Origin of the sequence: Streptomyces sp. 840.1, from assembly GCF_003751445.1 — a bacterium.
In the GTDB taxonomy this organism is placed as follows: domain Bacteria; phylum Actinomycetota; class Actinomycetes; order Streptomycetales; family Streptomycetaceae; genus Streptomyces.
In genome coordinates, this window is the sequence record NZ_RJUU01000001.1 from 2,839,304 (window position 1) to 2,858,909 (window position 19,606).

The 19,606-nt window shown below is 71.4% G+C and carries 21 protein-coding genes; 15 read left to right on the forward strand and 6 right to left on the reverse strand.

Features of this window, described 5'->3' with window-relative positions; all coding sequences use genetic code 11:
- The first annotated feature begins 39 nt into the window (after positions 1-39).
- Positions 40-1,413 carry a helix-turn-helix transcriptional regulator gene (locus EDD93_RS13020; RefSeq protein WP_123525303.1) on the forward strand — a complete coding sequence of 458 codons (1,374 nt, stop codon included), beginning with the start codon at positions 40-42 and terminating at the stop codon, positions 1,411-1,413.
- A gap of 391 nt (positions 1,414-1,804) precedes the next feature.
- A complete protein-coding gene (locus EDD93_RS13025) occupies positions 1,805-2,824 on the forward strand; it encodes a MarR family transcriptional regulator (protein WP_185092298.1) in 1,020 nt (339 codons plus the stop codon).
- A gap of 31 nt (positions 2,825-2,855) precedes the next feature.
- Here the strand turns inward: EDD93_RS13025 and EDD93_RS13030 are convergent, their stop codons facing one another.
- Positions 2,856-3,338, reverse strand: coding sequence for a MarR family winged helix-turn-helix transcriptional regulator (locus tag EDD93_RS13030; protein WP_123525305.1), 483 nt, complete (start codon positions 3,336-3,338; stop codon positions 2,856-2,858).
- A gap of 86 nt (positions 3,339-3,424) precedes the next feature.
- On the opposite strand from EDD93_RS13030, the gene EDD93_RS13035 reads away from it, so the two are divergent.
- Positions 3,425-4,297: a haloalkane dehalogenase gene (locus tag EDD93_RS13035; protein ID WP_123525306.1), complete on the forward strand. Its 873-nt coding sequence runs from the start codon at positions 3,425-3,427 to the stop codon at positions 4,295-4,297.
- A gap of 37 nt (positions 4,298-4,334) precedes the next feature.
- Here EDD93_RS13035 and EDD93_RS13040 read toward each other — a convergent pair whose 3' ends face one another.
- Positions 4,335-5,132, reverse strand: coding sequence for a DUF4253 domain-containing protein (locus tag EDD93_RS13040; RefSeq protein WP_123525307.1), 798 nt, complete (start codon positions 5,130-5,132; stop codon positions 4,335-4,337).
- 185 nt (positions 5,133-5,317) lie between these two features.
- Between EDD93_RS13040 and EDD93_RS13045 the strand changes: the two genes are divergently transcribed.
- A complete protein-coding gene (locus EDD93_RS13045) occupies positions 5,318-6,553 on the forward strand; it encodes an MFS transporter (RefSeq protein ID WP_260255709.1) in 1,236 nt (411 codons plus the stop codon).
- Positions 6,554-6,584: 31 nt separating this feature from the next.
- Here EDD93_RS13045 and EDD93_RS13050 read toward each other — a convergent pair whose 3' ends face one another.
- Entirely contained in the window at positions 6,585-6,824 is a 240-nt protein-coding gene (locus tag EDD93_RS13050; protein ID WP_123525308.1) for a DUF397 domain-containing protein, read from the reverse strand.
- Entirely contained in the window at positions 6,821-7,645 is an 825-nt protein-coding gene (locus EDD93_RS13055) for a helix-turn-helix transcriptional regulator (protein WP_123525309.1), read from the reverse strand. The genes EDD93_RS13050 and EDD93_RS13055 overlap by 4 nt, the downstream gene beginning before the upstream one ends.
- A 113-nt stretch (positions 7,646-7,758) precedes the next feature.
- Here EDD93_RS13055 and EDD93_RS13060 point away from each other — a divergent pair, with 113 nt between their 5' ends.
- The 7 genes from EDD93_RS13060 (at position 7,759) to EDD93_RS13090 (ending at position 14,264) form a co-directional block, all read left to right on the forward strand.
- A complete protein-coding gene (locus EDD93_RS13060) occupies positions 7,759-8,163 on the forward strand; it encodes an ATP-binding protein (protein ID WP_123525310.1) in 405 nt (134 codons plus the stop codon).
- A gap of 161 nt (positions 8,164-8,324) precedes the next feature.
- Positions 8,325-8,921, forward strand: a complete 597-nt coding sequence (locus EDD93_RS13065) for a SigE family RNA polymerase sigma factor (protein WP_123525311.1) — start codon at positions 8,325-8,327, stop codon at positions 8,919-8,921.
- A 2-nt stretch (positions 8,922-8,923) separates the two neighbouring features.
- A complete protein-coding gene (locus EDD93_RS13070; protein WP_123525312.1) occupies positions 8,924-9,700 on the forward strand; it encodes a hypothetical protein in 777 nt (258 codons plus the stop codon).
- 91 nt (positions 9,701-9,791) lie between these two features.
- Positions 9,792-10,742 (forward strand): hypothetical protein, encoded by a 951-nt coding sequence (locus EDD93_RS13075; protein ID WP_260255710.1) that lies wholly within the window; start codon positions 9,792-9,794, stop codon positions 10,740-10,742.
- On the forward strand, positions 10,739-12,286 hold the full coding sequence (locus EDD93_RS13080; protein WP_123525314.1) for a peptidoglycan-binding domain-containing protein: 1,548 nt from the start codon (positions 10,739-10,741) through the stop codon (positions 12,284-12,286). Before EDD93_RS13075 ends, EDD93_RS13080 begins: the two co-directional genes overlap by 4 nt.
- Positions 12,283-13,038, forward strand: a complete 756-nt coding sequence (locus tag EDD93_RS13085) for an ABC transporter ATP-binding protein (RefSeq protein WP_398903517.1) — start codon at positions 12,283-12,285, stop codon at positions 13,036-13,038. The genes EDD93_RS13080 and EDD93_RS13085 overlap by 4 nt, the downstream gene beginning before the upstream one ends.
- Before the next feature lie 20 nt (positions 13,039-13,058).
- Positions 13,059-14,264, forward strand: coding sequence for an ABC transporter permease (locus tag EDD93_RS13090; protein ID WP_123525315.1), 1,206 nt, complete (start codon positions 13,059-13,061; stop codon positions 14,262-14,264).
- Positions 14,265-14,333: 69 nt separating this feature from the next.
- On the opposite strand, the gene EDD93_RS13095 is transcribed toward EDD93_RS13090, so the two are convergent.
- Positions 14,334-15,758 (reverse strand): ATP-binding protein, encoded by a 1,425-nt coding sequence (locus EDD93_RS13095; protein WP_123525316.1) that lies wholly within the window; start codon positions 15,756-15,758, stop codon positions 14,334-14,336.
- Positions 15,759-16,011: 253 nt separating this feature from the next.
- On the opposite strand from EDD93_RS13095, the gene EDD93_RS13100 reads away from it, so the two are divergent.
- From EDD93_RS13100 to EDD93_RS13110, 3 genes are all read left to right on the forward strand, one after another.
- Positions 16,012-16,623, forward strand: a complete 612-nt coding sequence (locus tag EDD93_RS13100; protein WP_123525317.1) for a DUF6232 family protein — start codon at positions 16,012-16,014, stop codon at positions 16,621-16,623.
- A complete protein-coding gene (locus tag EDD93_RS13105) occupies positions 16,620-16,958 on the forward strand; it encodes a DUF5955 family protein (RefSeq protein ID WP_123525318.1) in 339 nt (112 codons plus the stop codon). The genes EDD93_RS13100 and EDD93_RS13105 overlap by 4 nt, the downstream gene beginning before the upstream one ends.
- A gap of 114 nt (positions 16,959-17,072) precedes the next feature.
- A complete protein-coding gene (locus EDD93_RS13110; protein WP_123525319.1) occupies positions 17,073-18,350 on the forward strand; it encodes a phosphatidylserine/phosphatidylglycerophosphate/cardiolipin synthase family protein in 1,278 nt (425 codons plus the stop codon).
- A 52-nt stretch (positions 18,351-18,402) separates the two neighbouring features.
- Here the strand turns inward: EDD93_RS13110 and EDD93_RS13115 are convergent, their stop codons facing one another.
- Entirely contained in the window at positions 18,403-18,819 is a 417-nt protein-coding gene (locus EDD93_RS13115) for an ATP-binding protein (RefSeq protein WP_123525320.1), read from the reverse strand.
- 170 nt (positions 18,820-18,989) lie between these two features.
- Here EDD93_RS13115 and EDD93_RS13120 point away from each other — a divergent pair, with 170 nt between their 5' ends.
- The gene (locus EDD93_RS13120; RefSeq protein ID WP_123525321.1) at positions 18,990-19,418 is read left to right on the forward strand and encodes a hypothetical protein; all 429 of its coding nucleotides are present in this window, start codon (positions 18,990-18,992) and stop codon (positions 19,416-19,418) included.
- The last annotated feature ends 188 nt before the right edge of the window (positions 19,419-19,606 follow it).

Sequence of the window (19,606 nt, forward strand, 5' to 3'; positions counted from 1 at the left end):
AACGGTGTTCCGGGACGGACCAGGAGGGGGAACGCTGCAGTGGCGACGCCGGAGGCCGAGGATTTCGCGGCCCTGCTCAAGGAACTGAAGGACCGTTCGGGACGTAGTTACGGGGTGCTCGCCGGGAAACTGCACGTCAGTACGTCGACGCTCCATCGGTACTGCAACGGGGACGCCGTCCCCAACGAGTACGGGTCGGTGGAGCGGCTGGCCCGGCTGTGCGGTGCCACGTCCGACGAACTCGTGGAGTTGCACCGGCGGTGGATCGTCGCGGAGGCGGCCCGGCGCCGGGGGAAGCCGGAGAGCGGGGCCGCACCCGCTGCGCCCGCCGCTCCCTCGGCCCCTGCCGCTGCTCCGGAGGCCGCACCCGCACCCGTTCCCGAGCCCGTGGCCGCGTCCGTGCCACCGGAGCCCGTGCCGTCCGGGCCCGACCTGGAGCGTGAGCACCCGGCCGTGCCCGCCGCCCCGGGCAACCGCTGGCGGCGCGCGTCCGCCCGCACCCGGGTGCTGCTCGCGGCCGCGGCGGTCGTCGCGCTCACCGTGCCCACGGCCGTCGTCGCCAACCAGCTCGCCGGGTCGAGCGAGGACGCCGCCGTGGGCGCCGCCCCGGGCCCGTCGGCTCACGAGGACGAGAAGAAGGCGGAGGCGGTGTCCGGCGCCTCGGAGAGCGCGTCCGCGTCCGCCAGTCCCTCGCGGAAACCGAGCGCGTCCGCGACCACCGGGTCCGCCACCCCGTCCGTGACGCCGTCGAAGGACACCCCGCCCGCGGCGGGGGGCGAGCCGAAGCCCGGCACCGGCCGGCCGCCGACCGTCACCATCAGCTCGTACAACTGGGAAGAGCCCTGCGGGCAGTACTACCTGCTGGACCAGAGCGCCGACGTCGTGCCTCCGCCGCCCGTACCGCAGGACACCCGCGGCTGGGCCCGCGCCCTGGGCGGGGTGGACGGCGGCCAGATGAGGCTCGAACTCACGGTGCAGGGCACTTCCGAGCAGGCGGTCGTCCTCAAGGACCTGAACGTGCGGGTGATGAACCGTCTCGCGCCCCTGAAGCGGTCCGCGTTCTCGATGGGCGAGGGCTGCGGGAGCGGGATCGAGCCCCAGTCCTTCGACGTCGGCCTGGACGACAGCCGCCCCACCCTCACCCCCGTGGCGGGGCGGCAGGGCGACAAGAAGGTCCCGGCGAAGGACTTCCCCTTCCGCGTCTCCTCCAAGGACGTGGAGGTCTTCGACCTGGACGCGCACGTGGAGGGCCACGACGTGACGTGGTACCTGGAGCTGGAGTGGAGCAGCGGCGGCCAGACGGGCACGATGCGCATCGACGACGGCGGCCGGCCGTTCCGTACGAGCAGCATCGCGGGCCGGCCCGAGTACCGCTACAACCGGGACAGCCTGAAGTGGGAGATGGCCGACTGACGCTCCGGAGGCCGGAAGCTCGGGTCTCGGGGCTCGCGGCTCGGGTCCCGAGCTTCGGGCTTCGGGAGGGGTGGTTCACTCGTTCGAGCGTACGGAGGGGCGGGTGCGGCCCGGGGCTCGGGGCTTGGGACCCGAGCTGCGAGACACGAGCTCCGAGATTCGAGCGCCTTCTTTTAACCGGTAGGTAAAGAAGGGTGGTTGGGAAAACCTGCCCACCTCCCGGACCCGTCCCCCTGGCCCGCCCCCGACCTGTCGCGGGCAGCAAGTATGACTAATGGTGACGGCTTGCGACGGAGCGTGGTGACTGTCTACGGTGCGAGAAACTAAACGACCCCGACGCGGTGTTCCAACACCGGCCGGGGTCTGACCTCAAGATCGGGAAAGACGATCCGTGGCTGTTCAGAACTTTAGTCCCGCCCTGCCCGCGTCCGCTGTGTCGCCCCCGCACCCGATGTCCCATCCCGGATACGGCAAGCGCACCGTCCCGGACGAACTCCCGCCCCGCGCTGATGATTTCGCGCTGCTGCCGTTGCGGGAGCGGTATGTCGCCGGGTTCATCGAGCGGCTGCCCGAGGGCGCCACGATGAGTGTGAAGTGCCTCGCCAAGCAGATCCCGCTCTACGGGCAGCAGGCCGTCGGCTCGGCGCTGACCGCGCTGTCCGTGGCCGGGCACCTGCGGCGCGTGCGGTGTGCGGTCGGTGAGGGCGACCAGGTGCGGTGGGTGTTCAGGACCTACTGGTCACGGACCTCCCGGGGCGATGAGTGGTGGGCGGCGCACCTGGCCCCCGGGAGCGTGATCCAGGAGGACTGCGCACCCGTACCCGTGCTGGTGGCGGAGGTTGAGCCCGTGGAAGCTGCGGTGGCGGTGCCCACGCAGCGACCCCCCGAGCCGGAACGGCCCGAAGCCGCACCCGCACCCGTGCCCGCGCCCGTACCCACGCCCCCGTCGTCCCCGTCGCCCGCGTACCTCGCGCTCGCCGGGCTCGGACGGGTCGATGCGCGCCTGGCGCTCTCCGCCGCCGACTGCACAGCCATGGAATCCCTGGCCCAGCGGTGGTTCGCACGCGGCGTGGACGCCGACTACCTCACCGGCGCCCTCACTGCCGGACTGCCCGCCCACGTCGACTCGCCGCTCGGCCTGATCCGCCACCGCCTCACCACCAAGATCCCGCCCGCACTCCCCACCGCACCCACGCCACCACCCGCCGGAACCCCCACCCACCGCGTGATGATGGAGTGCACCGAATGCGGCACCCCCGGCCGCCCCGAAGCACTCCCCGACGGCCTCTGCCACCCCTGCCGCGAACCCGCACCAACCGCCGGGACCCCCGCTACCCCCACGAGTCAGCCCGCCGAACGCGACGTCACCACCCTCGTCGCCGGACTCCGCGACCTCCTCAAAACCCCCTGAGGTGCGCGATCGGCGGTAGCGGAAGCCGTGTTCAGGCGTTCCGGCCGTGGTGATCCACAAGAGTGGCGAGGAGCCGGGCCAACTGCTCTCGTTCCGGCGGGGTCAGCGGTGCGAGGACCTCGTCCTCCACCTCGGTGAGCAGTTTGTCCAGCTTCAGCAGTCGTCGGTGTCCCTGCTCGGTGGGGGTGACGATGTTCTGCCGGCGATCGGCGGGGTTGGGTGAGCGTTCCACCAGCCCGCGACCGGACAGCTCGTTGATCACCGCGACGATGTCGCTGCGGTAGATCCCGGTGCGGCGGCTCAGCTCCGCCTGACTGGTGGGACCGAACTCCTCCAGTGTGGCGAGCACCGCGTAATGCCACTTGCGGGCGTCCACGCGTGCCAACTCCTCGTTCACCAGGCGATCCGACTGAATCGCGGCCAGTGAGAGAAGCCGGGTCCCCAGATTCCGCAGCCGTGCGGCACCGGCCTGCCGGTCGGTCGGGCTCGCCAGGTCGGGCGTGCTGTCGCTCATGCCGGAATCGTACGTTGCGTTAGTCCCACTAACAAACTATCCTCGCCGTCGAGAGAACGTTAGTCAGACCAACGATATGGGGCCTCATGCCGGTCACGAACGTGCTGGACTCGACGATGTTCCACGAAGAGACCGGCAACGGAACCCCCTTCGTCTTCCTGCACGGCAACCCCAGCTCCTCGCACCTGTGGCGGAAGGTGCTGCCCGCAGTCGACCTGCCCGCCCGCCTGCTCGCTCCCGACCTGATCGGCATGGGCCGCTCCGGCAAGCCGGCCCTGCCCTACCGGTTCGCCGACCACGCGCGCTACCTGGACGCCTGGATCGACCGGATGGGCCTGGACAGGGTGGTGCTCGTCGGCCACGACTGGGGTGGCGCACTCGCCTTCGACTGGGCGGCCCGCAACCCCGGCCGGATCTCCGGCATCGCCTTCTTCGAGACCATGGTGCGGCCGATGGCCTGGAGCGAACTGGGCGACGGACCGCGCGCACGCGCCCTGGCCATGCGCGGTCCACAGGGCGAGGCGCTGGTGCTGGACCAGAACGCCTTTGTGGAGTCGGCCTTCACCGGCGGGGTGCTGAACCCGGTGAACGAGGAGGACCTGCGTGCCTACCTGGCGCCGTACCCGACGCGGGAAAGCCGTCGCCCGGTGCTGGAATGGGCGCGCTCGCTGCCGCTGGACGGGGAGCCGGCCGAAGTGGCCGAACGGATCGCGCACTACGGCACATGGCTGGCCGGCAGCCAGGGCGTCCCCAAGCTGCTCCTCACCTTCGACTCCTCACCGACCCTGCTGATCGGCAAGGAGATGACCGACTGGTGCGCGGCGAACATCGCCGCGCTGGAGATCCGGCACTGCGGCCCGGCCGGTCACCACGCGCCCGAGGACCGGCCCCGGGCCATCGCTGACGCGATCGGCGCGTGGGCCCGGCGGCAGGCGCTGACCGGTGACCGGCCACGCTGACCGTCGCCTTGCACCCCTCTGCGGCGTCCCGCGGGGCTCAGTCCCACCAGAACGCCCAGCTCTCCTGGTTCAACAGCGCCTTCTCCGCGTACGCCGGGAGCGTGTTGAGCGTCGACTGCTGGATGTTGTCCGGGCAGAACGCGAAGTGCTCCGCCGCCAGCGCCTCGGCCTCGGCGGTCGTGGTGGGCGGACGGCTCACGGAGACGACCATCGTGTCGAAGCCGAGCACCACGACCCGGGCGCCGAACCGGTCCTCCCAGGAGCGCAGCACCGCGCAGAGCCGGGCCACGTCGTTCTCGTGGTTGAGCGGTCCCGACCAGCCGATCGCCGCCGGTATGTCCGCGCTGCGCCGGGCGGGCACCAGTGCGCCCCGCATCCCGGCGGGTGCGAAGCCCATGTCGATCAGCTGGTCCGCGATCTCGCCCGCCAGCCCGTCCGGGGTGTCCGGCCCGGCCTCGGCGGGCGTGGGGGCCGGGCCCGGCCAGGCGCTCGCGGAGTCGTCGAGGTCGAGCTCGTCGGCGGCGTAGGCCTCCCACGCCTCGCTCAGCACGTCCTCGGCGTCATGGTCCCCGGGGTACGTCGTCCGGGCCGGGCCGAGGTCCCACCGCTCGGGCCACTGGCCGCGCGCCCCGCCGTCGATCAGCACCGGCAGCAGCCCGACGGGCCGGCCCAACGTCCGCAGCGCGGCCCACGACCCGGGTGACGCCGGCTCGTCCCCGTACCAGAGCAGTGGTTCGTCCCACGTGCCGTCGATCGTGTCGGTCACGAGCGTGCCGGGCGGGAGTTCCAGACCTGCGTCGGCCGGGGAGCGGAGTGGATTCGGGAGCGTCGCCATGTCGGTGACCCTAAACGCCCCCACTGACAGTCGGGCACACCTCATGGCGGATGGCGGCCCGGGACCGCGTCCTCACCCGCTGCGCGAGCTGCCCGACTCCCGGATCTCGCCTCGAACCCCCTTGACTTCAGGTGTGCTTGAGCCTGCACTCTGGCCGGGTGCCCCTCCCGACGACGATCCGCCTGGTGCCACGGACGTACCAACCGCTCTTCGCTCAGCGCGAGTTCAGGCGACTGCTGCCGGCTCTGGTGGCTTCGGACGTCGGTGACGGGATGAGCGTGGTCGCCGTCGCCTGGCTGGCCGTTCTGATCGCGCCCGACGGCCGGTCCGGCCTGGTCGTCGGTGCCGCCGTTGCCGCGTACGCGCTTCCCGGCGCTGTCGGTGCGCTGGTCTTCGGCCGTTGGCTGCGTCGACTGCCTGCCCGGCGGCTCATGGCCGTGGACGGCTGGCTTCGCGCGCTGCTTCTCGGCTGTGTGCCCCTGGCCTGGGCGGCGGGGGTGCTGCACCCGGTCGTGTACGTCGTCCTGCTGGCGGGTTCGTCGGTGCTGCATGCCTGGGGAAGTGCCGGAAAGTACTCCCTGCTCGCCCAGATGCTGCCGCCGGAACAGCGGCTGCCCGCGAACGCGCTGGTCAGTGCGAGCGCCTCGGCTTCTGTCATCGTCGGTCCCGCACTCGCCGGATTCCTTGCGGCAGCCGTCAGCCCGGCCTGGATCGTCGGAATCGACGCCTTGTCCTTCGCCGTCCTCGCTGTCCAGGTCGGCCGGGTCGGCGGCGTGGCCGGAGCCGTGGCAACGGCTGGGCCGGTCGACACCGGACGGTCGGCTGCCGGTCTGCACCTGTTGCGCCGTCAGCCCGAACTTCTCGGTGTTCTCGCGCTGACGTGGTTCTTCAACTTCCTCTATGGGCCGGTAGAGGTCGCGCTGCCCCTGCATGTCACCGATGATCTGCACTCGGGTGCGGGTCTTCTCGGGCTGTACTGGACTGTCTTCGGGGTAGGTGCAGTCGTCGGCGGCCTGACCGCCGGAGCCCTGCGCAAGCTCCCGCTCTGGCCGGTCACGCTGGGGATCGTCGCCGGCTGGGGCCTGATGCTGATGCCCTTCGGCCTGGGCGTGCCCGTCAGCGTCTCTCTCGTCTGCTTCGCGCTGGGCGGCATGATCTACGGACCCTTCACGGCCCTGTCCTTCACGCTGTTCCAGGACCGCACCCCGGCAGCCTGGCTGACCACGGTCCTGGCTGCCCGGGGCGCGGCCCTCCTGACCTCCGCGCCCTTGGGCACCGCACTCGGCGGCCCCTTGGTCGCCGTCATGGGACCCCGGCAGGTGCTGGCCGCTTCGGGAGGCGCGACCCTCGTCCTTGCCGTCGTCGCCATCGCCGTACGGCTCCGGGGACGACAGCAGCAGGACCCCAAGCCCTGGACTTGAGACCCTGCGATCGTTCTCCGGAGCTCGCCCGTCAGCGTCCTACGTGCCCGGTGAACGCGGCCCAGGCGGTGGGGGCGAGGCTGAGGGCCGGGCCCTCAGGGTTCTTGGAGTCGCGGACGTGTACGGCGCGGGGGTGAGCGGCGACCTCGACGCACTCGCCGCCCTCACTACCGCTGTAACTGGACTTCCGCCAGTTGTAGGCGACTTCGAGGCATTCGCCGCCGTCGCTGCCGCTGTAGCTGGACTTGAACCACATGCGTGCGGTGCTCATAACTCTCCTAGCAGCTGGTCCAGCAGGCGCTTCGTATCCTCGACGTTGAGTGCCTGCGTCCGCAGCATCGCATACCTCTGCCCGAGGATGCTGACCTCGTCAGGGTCGGAGATGAGTTGGCTGCCACGCTGCGTCTCGGTGTAGGCGAGACGCTGGTAGTCCGGCGTTTCCAGCAGAATGAAAGGGCCGTCGAGGGCCGCGTGCGTGGGGCGGTCCAGTGGCATGATCTGGAGCGCGAAGCCCGGGATGTCGGCGCATGCGCGCAGGTGGCGCAAGGTCTCCCGGTGCAATTCGGCGCCGCCCAAGGGCATCCGCACGATCGCCTCGGAGATGATGAAGCTCGTGGTCGGAGGGTTCTTGCGGTGCAGGATCTCCTGACGCTCCAGCCGGTTGCTGACGTGAGTGTCGATCTCCTCCGGGCTGAACGCGGGTACGCGGCTGTTGAACACCGCCCGCGCGTACGACTCCGTCTGAAGCAAGCCCGGCAGGACCTGGTTCGCGAAGAACGACAGCGCCAGCGCCGTCCGCTCCAGGTCCATGTACTCCTCGGCCCAGGCCGGGATCAGGTCGATCTCCGGCATGTTCTCCACCGCCGTCTCCAGCGCACCCTTCGTCTCAAGGAGGACGTCCAGGACGCGGGCCAGCGGCGGGAGCAAGGCGCGGCGGCCCTGCTCGATGGAGGCGATTGTCTCCGGCTGGGCGCATGCCTGCTCGGCCAGTTGGCGCTGAGTCAGGTCGGCGGCTCTGCGGAACCGGGCGACGAGCGCGCCTACGAGTTTCATTGCCGAGGCGTTCTTGCGCTGCCGATTCCTGGGGTGCATACGGTCCCCACTCCCCACCCTCGTCCGTACTTCACGCGTGACCGGCTCGTACAAGAAATCTGTACGGGTGCACGTACTGCGTCAGCTTAGTCACGGAGTGTGACGCTCGTCTCATGAACGAGACGATGCAACTCGTGCTGCTGCGCGAGAGGTTCTTCCGGCGCGAGCGCCGGTCGGTGCGGGCCGTACGGGAGTTCGTGCGGACCGCCGCCGATGACTGGGGGTACGGGGCGCGGGCCGATGACGTACTGCTCTGCGTGAGCGAGCTGGCGACCAACGCCCTGGTGCACGGGGTGCCGCCGGGGCGTGGTTACCGGGTGCGGCTGCTGCTCCAGGAGTCGGGGCGGCTGCTGCGGATCGAGGTGCACGACAGCGGGGACGGTACGCCCGTGGCGCGGGAGCCCGCCGGGGAGTCGGGGCGGGGGCTGCTGATCGTGGCGGCGTACTCCGACGGGTGGGGCGTGGGGGAGCGCAGCCCCGGCAAGGTGGTCTGGTGCCGGTTCCGCAGGGACGTGTGACGGTCAGAGGCCCCGTGTTCTCGTCGGCCGCCCGCTGTCCGGGGACAGCCGGTGCGAAAGTATTTTTGAATCGATGACAACCTCCCGCGCGGGCCACCACGTCAGTACGGCATGAAGTACTTCTCACCGCGCACCGCTTCGGTGCCGGGCGGAGGCGGCCGGTGACCCGGGCACCGGACGGACCGAGCGCCGCCGGCGTCCGCGACCTCGCCGGGGTCCCCGTCGAGTTCGACGAGTTCGCGCGCAGCCGGCAGGCCTACCTGCGGCGCTCGGCGTATCTGCTGTGCGGTGACTGGCATCTGGCCGAGGACCTGACGCAGACGGCGCTGGCGAAGCTGTACGCCGTGTGGCACCGGGTGCGGATGGACTCGCCCGAAAGCTACGCCCGCAAGGTGCTCTTCCGGACGTTCGTGGACGAGACCCGTCGTCGGCGTTGGTGGGAGCGCTCCAGTGCGCACGAGTACGACGTGGCGGCCCCGGCGCACGACCCGGACCTGCGGCTGATGCTGCTGGCCGCGCTGCGGCAGGTGCCGGCGCGCAGCCGGGCGGTGCTCGTGCTGCGGTTCTGGCACGACCAGAGCGTGGAGGAGACCGCGGCGGCGTTGGGGTGCAGCACCGGCACCGTGAAGAGCCAGACCTCCCGGGGCCTGGCCACACTGCGCCGCGTCCTGGGCGACACACCGCTCGCGGCGCAGCTCGGGAGCGGCGACGGCATGGGCTCAGGCGCGGGAATTGGCTATCCGAAGGCGGGGTGCTGAGCATGGCGGAGAAGTGGAGCGGCGACGAGCACGGGTTCGCCCTGGCCGATGCGCTGGGCGGGCTGGACACCGGGCCGGAACCGCCGATGCCCGATCTGGTGCCGGGCGCTGTCGCGCGCGGCAGCCGGATCCGTCGCAGGCGCCGGATCGGGGTGGCGCTGGGTACCGCGGTCATGGCGTCGGTCGTGGCGTTCGGTGGGTACGGGATGCTCGCGTCGACGACGGGGGAGGACCGTCAGCCGCTGCCCGCAGCGGAGCCCTCGGTCTGGTATCCCTCGGCGGAGCTCCTGCGCTCGGTCCTCCCCGCCTCGGCCGGCACCATCGAGGCGGCGCAGCCGCCTCGGCCCGGCTATTTCCGGATGACCGACCGGACGGGCCTCGTGACCAGCCTCTATGTGACGGTGGCCCGGTCCGGGGTGCCGCCCGCACCCCCGTCGGAGGTCTGGCGGTGCCAGGACGGACGCGGCCGGCTGCTCACCGGCCCGTGGGGCGGCCGGCTGGCCAAGTGCTCGGCTCTCCGGACGCGTACGGGAGACAGCGTGCTGGAGTACTTCGTGGCGGCGGAACATATGCCGGCCCGGATGCGGGCCCCGGGCGTCGCGTACGCCTGGGGCCTGTCCTACCTGACCTCGGGCGGCTGGACGGTGCAGTTGATCTCAAGTCCCCGCAGCGAGGGCAGGAGGGACCTGGAGGGCACCGTGCCCAATAAGCGCGTGCTGACTCAACTGGTCACCGATTACCGGCTCTTCGACGCCGTCGAGCCGGCCGGCGGCGGCTGACCCGCCGGCCCCGGAGACCGCACACCACGGGCGATCGGCCACCGACGGCCGACAGCCACGGACACCCCCAGAACAGAAGGATGGCATGTACATGTCTAAAAAAGCTGTGCGCGACTCCCTGATCGCGGCCCTGGCGGTGGCCGTGCTGCCGCTGGTGACCGGATGCGGTGGTTCGGACGACAAGGCGGCCCCGGACAGCCCGTCCGCGGCGAAGGACGGCACACCGGCGGCCGACGGCTCCGGGCAACTCTCCGTCCCGGACGGCACGAGCGACGAAGTGAAGAAGACTTACATCATGGAGAACGCCCTCGCGGCCTGCATGAAGAAGCAGGGCTTCACCTACACGCCGCACGTGGTGACGCCGTCCACGGATGACCCCCTCGCCGGAATGGACGGGGAGGACTACGCGGTGTCGAAGAAGTTCCGGCAGAAGTACGGATTCGGCACGTACGCGGCCGACGCGTATCCCAACGACCCGAAGGCACCGTTCAGCAACGCGGGCGGAAGAGTGGGAGGGAAGGCCGCCACCCCGGGCGACGACGACGAGAAGGGCATGACCCCCGCCCAGCTGAAGGCGTACGACGCCGCGCTGAACGGCGTACCCCCCAAGACCACGGACAAGGCGGTGCTGGACAAGCCCCGCGGATGCACCGCCGAGGCGAGGGTCAAGGCGTACGGCCCCGAGCAGAGCGCCGCCGCGGCGAAGAAGGAGCAGGCCGGCCGGGAGGAGACGAACCGCACGAACGGGCTCGCGCTCAACGGCGACACTCAACTCGTGCAGCTCGCCCAGCAGTACGCCACCTGCCTGCGGGGGCAGGGCATCCCGGTCTCCACCACCCAGCCGACCGGCATGTCCACCATGGTCCGCCTCGACCTGACGGCCAAGCTGCCCGAGCAGCACCAGCTGACCCGGGAGGCCGCCCTGCCGCTCCTCACCAAGGACATCGACGTCGCACTGAAGGACCTGGAGTGCGGCAAGGCCTTCCGGGCCGCGTACTACCCCAAGGAGAAGGCCCACCCGTACTGGGGGGACCACGCGTGACTCGCTTCAGTACGAGAAAGCAACTGGGCGCCGTCATAGGTGCGGTCGTCCTGGTCGGCGCGGGCGGCTGGGTCGCCGGAAGCCAGGTGCACTCGCCCGCCGACGCCGCCGCCGCGCACAGCGCGCCGAAGGCGGGCCCGGTGACGGTCGCCGTCCAGCGGCAGGCCCTCACCGCGACGGTGGTGGCGACCGGAGCCGTCGAGTTCGACTCGCCCGAGCCCCTCTCGCTGGCCGGTGCCGTCGGCACCGGAACCGCCGCGACCGCGGGGGGCGAGGGTGCGGAACAGCGGGTCACCAAGGCGCCGGTCTCCGGCGCCCAGGTCAAGGAGGGCGACGTCCTGATGACGGTCAACGGCCGGCCGGTACTCGCGCTGCAGGGCACGGTGCCGATGTACCGCGCCCTGGGGCCCGGCATGTCGGGCGACGACGTGAAGCAGCTCCAGAAGGCCCTGAGGCGGCTCGGTTTCGAGCCCGGTGGTGTCACCGGAACCTTCGGCCAGGGCACGGCCGCCGCGGTCACCGGCTGGTACGCGCACAAGGGGTACCAGGCGCAGCAGCCCAGTCCGGACGAGCAGCAGCAACTGGGCACGTTGCAGCAGTCGGTGTCCTCCGCCCAGGAGGCGCTTCTCACCACGACGGCCGACGGCGCCGGCTCGACGCGTCCGGCCCCGAAGACCGGCACGGACGGCAGTACGGACAGCAGTACCGGCAGCAGTACAGGCAGTGGCGCGGAGGCCGGTACGGACGGCGGTACGGACAGCGGCACCGACAAGAAGGTGCGGGCCATACAGCTCAAGTCCGCCCAGAAGTCACTGGACATGGCGAACGCCGCGCTCAGCACGTACCAGGCCTCCTACGGGACGAAGGTCCCGGCCGGAGAGGCCGTCTTCTTCCCGAAGCTGCCGGTACGGCTGGACAAGGTGACCGTGAAGGCGGGGGACGTCCCGTCCGGCCAGATCGGCACGGTGACCAGTTCCGACCTGGTGGTCCAGGCGGTCGTCCCCGGATCGGACGCGGAGCTGCTCAGGAAGGGCATGGCCGTCGACCTGACGACGAACGAGGGCGAGAAGGCGCACGGCACCGTGGCCGCGCTGGGCGCCGACGCCTCGGCCCCGACGCAGCAGGACGGTGGGGACCACGAGGCCTCCGCCGGGACGGCCGAGGAGGGCGCCGGGTCCGAAACGGGTGAGGGCGACGGCGCGGCGGCCGACGCGTCCGGCTCCACCTCCGACGCGTCCGGCTCCAGCTCCGGCGCCCCGGTCCAGCTGCGGATCTCCGTACCCGACCCCGGCCCGATGGCCGGCCAGGCCGGGGCCTCGGTGAAGGTGACCATCAAGATCGGCGACTCGGACGGCAAGGTGCTGACCGTGCCGCTCGCCGCGGTCCGGACCTCGGCGGACGGAAAGGCCCGGGTGCAGGTCCTGCGGGGCACCGGCGTGGGGGACGTACGGGTCACCGTCGGGCTCTCCGCGTCGGGCCTCGTCGAGGTGAAGCCGGACGGCGCCGCGCTGAAACAGGGCGACGCGGTGGTGGTGGGCAGGTGACACCCCCGGCGACGGCTGCCGCCCCGGCCACCGAAGGGGACCCGACGCAGGACGACGGGGGCCGCGACGCGGTCATCGAACTCAGCGGCGTGCGGCGGACCTTCGACACCGAACCACCCGTGCACGCGCTGCGCGGCGTGGACCTCACGGTGCGCCGGGGAGAACACCTGTCGATCGTCGGGCCCTCCGGGTCCGGGAAGTCGACGCTGCTCAACACGCTGGGCCTGCTCGACCGGCCCACCGCGGGCTCCTACCGGCTGGACGGAGTGGAGACCACGACCCTGGGCGACCTCGAACGCACCGCACTGCGCGGCAGCCGGATCGGCTTCGTGTTCCAGTCCTTCCACCTCCTCCCGTACCGGACGGTGGACGAGAACGTCATGCTGGCGGAGGCGTACCGCAGACCACGCCCCGGGCGCGGGCGCGGCAGCCGCAGAGAGCGGGCGCGACAGGCGCTGGAGCGGGTGGGGGTCGGACACCGGTCCGGCTTCAGGCCCGACCGGCTCTCCGGCGGCGAGCGCCAACGCGTCGCCATCGCGCGGGCGTTGATGGGGGACCCGGCACTGCTGCTCTGTGACGAGCCCACCGGGAACCTGGACAGCGAGAACACCCTGTCCGTCCTGGAACTCTTCGACGACCTGTGCGCCCAGGGCATGACCCTGGTCCTGATCACCCACGACGAAGCGGTCAGCCGCCGGGCCGGGCAGCGGGTCCGGATCACCGACGGCGGCCTCACCCTGGAGACCACGTGACGCCGACGGCCCGTCCCCGGATGGACCCCAGAGACCTGTGGACGGAGGCCCTCGCCGGTATCCTCGCCCGCCCGGTGCGGTCCGCGCTGACCACGCTCGGCACGGTGCTCGGCATCACCACGCTGGTCATCACCATCGGGGTGGCGTCCACCGCGGGCAACCAGATCGTCGGACGGTTCGACGCGCTCACCGCGACCTCGGTGGCCGTGAAGGTACCGGCGGCACCGCCCGGCGGGGACGACGACGGGCCCTTGGTGCCATGGTCGGGCACCGACGCGGTCCGGCGCCTGGCCGGAGTGGAATCGGCCGCCGCCCTCGCGGACTCCGCCGCGACCAACAGCGTCCAGGTGCGGTCCAACGACGTGAACGCGCCCGGCGACGCCTCCGGCCAGACCCTGGCCGTCATCGCCGCGTCGGACGGCCTGCCCGCCGCCGTACGCGGCACGATGACCGAGGGGCGGTTCTACGACACCGGCGACATCGACCGCCGCGACCAGGTGGCCGTGCTCGGTGACCAGGCGGCGAAGCTGCTCGGCATCAGCCGGGTGGAGGACGCGCCCGCGGTCTTCTTCCAAGGCCAGTCGTACACCGTCATCGGCATCCTCGGCGGCATCGAGCGCGAGCGGCGCCTGTCCGCCGCCGTGATACTCCCGCCGACCGTCGCCGCGGACCGCCTCGCCCTGCGCGACGTCAGCCTCGTTCTGGTCAACACCGCGCTGGGAGCGGCCCGGCAGGTGGCGCGCCAGGCGCCGATCGCCCTGGCGCCCGGACACCAGGACTCACTGGGCGTCGAGGCGCCGCCCGACCTGTCCAGGGCCCGCGACGGCATTCAGAGCGACGTCAACGGCCTCTTCCTCGTCCTCGGCCTGGTCTCGCTCGTGGTGGGCGCGATCGGCATCGCCAACGTGACCCTGGTGACGGTGATGGAACGGGTCGGGGAGATCGGGCTGCGGCGCGCCCTGGGGGCTTCGAGGCGGCAGGTGGCCGGTCAGTTCCTGCTGGAGTCGACGACCATCGGCCTGCTCGGCGGCGTCGTCGGCGCGGCCCTGGGCATCACGATCGTGGTGTGCGTCGCCGTGGTCAAGCAGTGGACGCCGGTGCTCGACCTGGGACTTGCCCTCGGCGCCCCGCTCGCGGGAGCCCTCGTGGGCCTGCTCGCCGGCCTCTACCCGTCGCTGCGCGCCGCCCGGATGGAGCCGGTCGACGCCTTGCGGGCGCCGTCGTAGCGGGCCCGGGGTGTGGTGGTGGTGGCCGCCGAGGGCGGGCTCGGCGGCGGTGCGCCACCGGTGACGCAGTCAGGTCCAGGCGTGGTGGAGGTCCTCGGGTGTGAGGCTGGGGACGTCGGCGGTGCAGCCGCTGCGGGTGACGGCGAGCAAGGGCGTGGCGTCGTCGGCGCCGGGAAGCTCGGAGCGGTGGGCGACCAAGCGGGCGAGGTCGCGGTGGTCGAAGGGCTTCTTCTCCAGCCACTTGACCGAACCCACGAGCGTGATCTTCTTCGCGATGGGGGCGCGGTCGGCGCCGACGATGTCGATCTCCGGGTCGTTGGTGCGGGTCCAGTAGCCGCCGATCGCATCGGTGCCCGCAGGCAGCTGCCCTTCGTCGGAGCCGAGCCGCCACAGGGCTTCGCGGATGACGGGCTCGATGGCCCGGCCCCGCCAGGACGTCCAGCGGGCACGGATGGTGTCGAGGACGCGGTCTCCCCGGCCGCGTTCGATCGCGGGGATTCCCGGGCCGATGAAGGAGAGCCAGAAGCGCAGGTACGGGTCGGCGATGCGATAGCGGGTCTCGCGGCTGGGTCTGGTGGACAGCGGTGTTTCCGCGGCGACCATGCGGCGTGAGGTGAGGAGCTCCAGCGAGCGGGCGACCGAGCTGGAGTTGATGCCGCCGGCGGCTCTGCCGATCAGGGTGAAGGTGCGTTCGCCGTGACCGATGGCGCCCAGGACGGTGCGAGCCTGCGCCTCGGCGGGGAACTCGGCTGACAGGGACCGCTCGCCGCTGACCAGGAGTGCGGAGGTCGGACTGCGCAGGGCCACTTCGAGGTACTCCCACAGCCCGGCGCCCCGTGGCCACTCCTCCAGGATGAGCGGAAGCCCACCGGACACCAGATAGGCGTCGAAGGCGTCGGCGGGCGGCAGACCGAGCATCAGCGCGACCTCTGCCGGGTTCAGCGGGGGCACGACCATTTCCGTACCCCGCTGGTAGAACGGCCTCCCGTAGGTGTTGAGCTGTTCCATCATGGCGATGTCGGAGCCGATGAGGACGAGCAGAACGGGCAGTTTCGACAGGGTCCGGTCGAATGCCTTCTGCAGTGTCCCCTCGAAGCTGGGGTCCTCGCGTACGAGGTAGGGCATCTCGTCGAGGACCACCACGCTGGGGGAGTCGGTGGGCAGCGCCGAGGTCAGCATGCTCAGCGCGGCGTCCCAGGTCAGCGGGGCCGTGAAGGCGTTGAACCGGGCCGCGTCCGGGAGCGGGGAGGCGGAGACCTCGGCGGCGAAACCTGCCAGGTCCGCCTCGCGGGAGCCGCCGACGGCGGTGAAGAACACGTGCGGCAGCCCCGCCCGCGTCAGGAACTCCTCCACCAATCGGGACTTGCCCACCCGGCGGCGCCCGCGGATCAGGACTGCCCGTCCCGGACGCCCGCTGCGGCCGCCGGTCCGCACCGGACGCAGCAGGTCGTCCAGCAGGCCCAGTTCGGTGCGGCGCCCGATGAATCCGTCCATGGCAGTCCACCTCCGACTGTGGTCCAGATACTTCCACCCATAATACTCTCATGAATGGAAGTATCAGAGACATACGGAGAGTGACGCCCGGCAGTGGCTTGTGCGGCCGGAACCCAGGTCCAGGTGTGGCGGAAGGTGATTTTCCGCCAACTCCGGTGCACTGAAGCACTGTTGAAGGATTCTGGCTTGCGTTGACCGAAGGCGCGGCGCTTAATTGGTCCTTCGCGCCGAGCCGATCATCCGAGGGGGAGCCATGGAGCCACCGGCCGTACCGCCGCGCCCCACGGGCGCGCCCCCGCCGCCGCCCCTCGTGCAGGCGGTGGATCTCCGGGTCAGCAAGCGGCTGCTGTGGGTCGGGCCGGCCGCGTACCCGCTGGAGAACATCGCCCGGGTGTTCACCTTCGTGCTGCGCCCGCGCCGCAAGGAGGCCATCACGCTCTTCTGCAAGCGCGTGGCCCTGACGCTCGCGCTGGCGATCGGGATGACCGTGCTCATCCTGCTGGTCGACACGGTGGCGTCCATCAGCAGCGGCGAGAGCGGCGCCGGACCGTTCGTCACCATCGTGTGGCTCGGCACGATCGGCGCGCTCGTCTACTACCTGCTGGAGCTGACGAAGGTCCTGTCGGCGCCCTCGCACTTCGTGCTGGCCGTGGAGACGTCGGGGCCGTCCACGGCGATGGTGACCAGCCACGACCCCGGGCATCTGATCCAGCTCGTCGGCCGCATCGCGCACGCGATAGACCACCCGGAGACCGAGTTCACCGTCCGGGTGGAGGGCATCAGCGTGAGTCCCCAGATCTACCACTTCGGGGACAACGTCAACATGTACGGCGGAACCGGGAACGTAGGGATTGCGCATTCATGAGCGGCGACAACGTCAACATGTACGGCGGAACCGGCAACACGGGCATCCAGAACAACCACTTCGCGCAGCCCGCCGCCGGACCCGCCTCCCCGGAGCTGCGGGCGGCGGTGGGGGAGCTGCTGCGGCTCGTCGGCGAGCTGCGCGGAAAGCTCCCGCCCGCCGGCGCCCGCGCCCTGGACGACAACCTGCCCGCCCTCACCGGCCAGGCCGACGCGCCGGAGGAGCGGCACCGTGCGCTGCTGGCGGTCGCCGGGATCGCGGCCACGGTGTCGACGGTCGGGGAGCCGGTCGTCGAAGCGGTCCGCAAGGTGCTCGGACTTCTCGGCGCTGTCTGAGCCGTCACAGGGCGGTGTGCGCGTGGACGGCGAAGTCGCGGGAAGATGCGCGGGGCCGCCTCCGAACGGGGTGGCGGCGCGCAATCGCCCAGAGACGACCGTCGGAGGAGACGTATGACCAGCACCGTGGACGGCAGACCGGAGCGCATCGGCCCGGAGCCGTCCGGCGCTCCCGCCGCCGACGCCGCCACCGAGGCCGCCGCCGCTGTCCCGGACGAGCAGGAGAGCGCGCTCCTCGACGAACGCGCGCTCAGGCTGCGGCGCCGGCTGGAACGGCTCATCGGGATCGCCGCGACCGAGGGGAACGAACTGGTCGCCCTCCGCAACGGTGACGCGATCTTCGCCGCGATGCTGGAGAGCATCCGGAGCGCCGAACACACCGTGGACATGGTGACCTTCGTCTACTGGCGGGGCGACATCGCCGGGGAGTTCGCCCGGTCACTGGCGGACCGGGCGCGCGCCGGGGTCAGGGTCCGGCTGCTGCTGGACGGGTTCGGCAGCCGGCTGATCGAGAAGGACCAGCTCGCGGCGATGGAAGCGGCAGGCGTCCAGGTGGCGTGGTTCCGCAAGCCCCTCCACCTCTCACCGCTGAAGCAGAACCACCGGTGCCACCGCAAGGTCCTCGTGGTCGACGAGGAGACCGCGTTCACCGGCGGCGTCGGGATAGCCGAGGAGTGGTGCGGGGACGCCCGCGACGAGAGCGAGTGGCGCGACACCCACGTACAGGTGCGGGGACCGGCCGTGGACGGGCTGGCGGCGGCTTTCTCGCAGAACTGGGCCGAGTGCCACGACGAACTGTTCGACGACCGCGACCGCTTCCTGCGGACCCCGCAGGGTGGCGAAGCGGTCGTCCAGGTCGTACGCGGATCGGCCGCCTTCGGCTGGCAGGACATGCAGACGCTGCTCCGCGTCGTACTGGAGTCCGCCGAGGAGCGGGTGCGGCTCACCACGGCCTACTTCGCGCCCGACGCCTACTTCGTGGGGCTGCTCTGTGCCGCCGCGCGGCGGGGGGTCGAGGTGGAGATCCTGCTGCCGGGACCGCACACCGACAAGCGGGTCTGCCAGCTGGCCGGGCAGCTCCACTACGAGGACCTCACCGCCTGCGGCGTGAAGATCTTCCAGTACCAGCCGACGATGATCCACACCAAGGCCATCACCGTCGACCGCGTCGCTTCGCTGATCGGCTCGACCAACTTCAACCGCCGCTCGATGGACCACGACGAGGAAGTGATGCTCGCGGTGATGGACCGTACGTTCACCGCGACGCTGGACGACCACTTCGATCAGGACCTGAAGGCGAGCGTCCTCATCAAGGGCGGGCGCTGGAAGCGGCGGCCGGTCCTGCAGCGGCTCCGGGAGGCTTCGGTCGTGCCGTTCCGCCGCTTCCTGTGAACCGCTTCCTGTGACCGCTTCCCGCGACAGCGGCCCGTGACCGGCGAACCGGTCAGCGTGCCAGCGTCGCGAGGATCGTCTTGCCCCGGCTGCCGTGGCGGTGGACGGTCACGCTGCTGGCGAGCCGGAGGACCATCGGCCAGCCGAAGCCGCCCGACTGGCCGGTCAGGTCCGGGACGCGGCACTGCGGATGGGTGGGGCTGGGGTCCACGACGCGTACGTGCAGCGCGCCGTGGTCGGCGCCGAACGACAGGGCGGTGACGCCTCCGGCGTACCGGATGGCGTTCGTGACCAGCTCGGAGGAGAGCAGGACCAGGTTCTGGACGGCACGGGCGGACGGCGCCGGATTCAGCCGGGCGACGAAGGCGGCGGCGGCCTCGCGGGCCTCGGCGGCCCGCCGCGGCGGGGGCGCGGGCTCCGAGCGGACTTCATCGGCGGAGAATTCGGGTGCGCTGCATGCGTCGGTCATGTGGTTCACCCCAGAAGAAAGGCGCGGTGGCCGGTCCTCGCTGCGTGTACCCGGGCTGTTGCCGTATATCCGGAATTGGTCCGTACGGGTGGTCGTCCGCTCCCAGGCGTGCGGCGGCGTCCTCGGGGCAGGTGAGCGGGACCAGACCGTGCGGCGAAGGGAACAAGCCCATGAACGAGTCCGTCGACCTCGCACCGGACTCGACCGCGGTGATCACCGAGGCGGTGCCCGATCTCCAGCTCCAGCTGCTGATCCAGCTCCTCGACCGGGAGTCGAGGTCCGGTCTGCCGCTCACGCTGACTATCCCGGCCGGTGTGCTGCACGGTGACGTGATCGGTCACGAGGCCTGGAAGGCGGAGTGGTCCAGGAGCCTGCGCCAGGTCGAGGGCGAGGGCGCCAACCTCATCGCGGAGTTCCCCGAGACGGTGGACCAGGGCATCAGAGAGCTCCGCGCCGACCAGGACGCGCAGCGGCTCCCCCGCTGGATCCACCTGCGCGACGCCACGCTCGTGTTCGGCGGTACCGCTCCCCTTCGGCTGCCGCTGTGGCGCGGGCGGCTGTCGGACGTGTCGGGGTGGGCGCTGGGGCGGCCCGAGTAGGAGTACGAGCACGGGCCCGGTGGTACGGCAGTGGTGACGCTGCGCGGCGAATGCGCCCCCGTCGAATAACTGTCCGTAATCGATTTTCGGCTGGCTGTCCGTCAGTCGTTCCGGCGGTCCGGGGCTTCGGCGCCCGCCCGTGAGGGGGCTCGTGCCGAGGCCCCGCGCCGTTTCCACCGGGGTTCGCA

What these genes read in the sequence shown, in the direction of transcription:
- EDD93_RS13050 (WP_123525308.1), bottom strand. Translation starts at nt 6,824, where the DNA reads ATGAGCACCGCACGCATGTGGTTCAAGTCCAGCTACAGCGGCAGCGAC.
- EDD93_RS13105 (WP_123525318.1), top strand. Translation starts at nt 16,620, where the DNA reads ATGAGCGGCGACAACGTCAACATGTACGGCGGAACCGGCAACACGGGC.
- EDD93_RS13070 (WP_123525312.1), top strand. Translation starts at nt 8,924, where the DNA reads ATGGCGGAGAAGTGGAGCGGCGACGAGCACGGGTTCGCCCTGGCCGAT.
- EDD93_RS13095 (WP_123525316.1), bottom strand. Translation starts at nt 15,758, where the DNA reads ATGGACGGATTCATCGGGCGCCGCACCGAACTGGGCCTGCTGGACGAC.
- EDD93_RS13120 (WP_123525321.1), top strand. Translation starts at nt 18,990, where the DNA reads ATGAACGAGTCCGTCGACCTCGCACCGGACTCGACCGCGGTGATCACC.
- EDD93_RS13060 (WP_123525310.1), top strand. Translation starts at nt 7,759, where the DNA reads ATGAACGAGACGATGCAACTCGTGCTGCTGCGCGAGAGGTTCTTCCGG.
- EDD93_RS13110 (WP_123525319.1), top strand. Translation starts at nt 17,073, where the DNA reads ATGACCAGCACCGTGGACGGCAGACCGGAGCGCATCGGCCCGGAGCCG.
- EDD93_RS13055 (WP_123525309.1), bottom strand. Translation starts at nt 7,645, where the DNA reads ATGCACCCCAGGAATCGGCAGCGCAAGAACGCCTCGGCAATGAAACTC.
- EDD93_RS13035 (WP_123525306.1), top strand. Translation starts at nt 3,425, where the DNA reads ATGCCGGTCACGAACGTGCTGGACTCGACGATGTTCCACGAAGAGACC.
- EDD93_RS13100 (WP_123525317.1), top strand. Translation starts at nt 16,012, where the DNA reads ATGGAGCCACCGGCCGTACCGCCGCGCCCCACGGGCGCGCCCCCGCCG.
- EDD93_RS13040 (WP_123525307.1), bottom strand. Translation starts at nt 5,132, where the DNA reads ATGGCGACGCTCCCGAATCCACTCCGCTCCCCGGCCGACGCAGGTCTG.
- EDD93_RS13090 (WP_123525315.1), top strand. Translation starts at nt 13,059, where the DNA reads ATGGACCCCAGAGACCTGTGGACGGAGGCCCTCGCCGGTATCCTCGCC.
- EDD93_RS13030 (WP_123525305.1), bottom strand. Translation starts at nt 3,338, where the DNA reads ATGAGCGACAGCACGCCCGACCTGGCGAGCCCGACCGACCGGCAGGCC.
- EDD93_RS13075 (WP_260255710.1), top strand. Translation starts at nt 9,792, where the DNA reads ATGTCTAAAAAAGCTGTGCGCGACTCCCTGATCGCGGCCCTGGCGGTG.
- EDD93_RS13115 (WP_123525320.1), bottom strand. Translation starts at nt 18,819, where the DNA reads ATGACCGACGCATGCAGCGCACCCGAATTCTCCGCCGATGAAGTCCGC.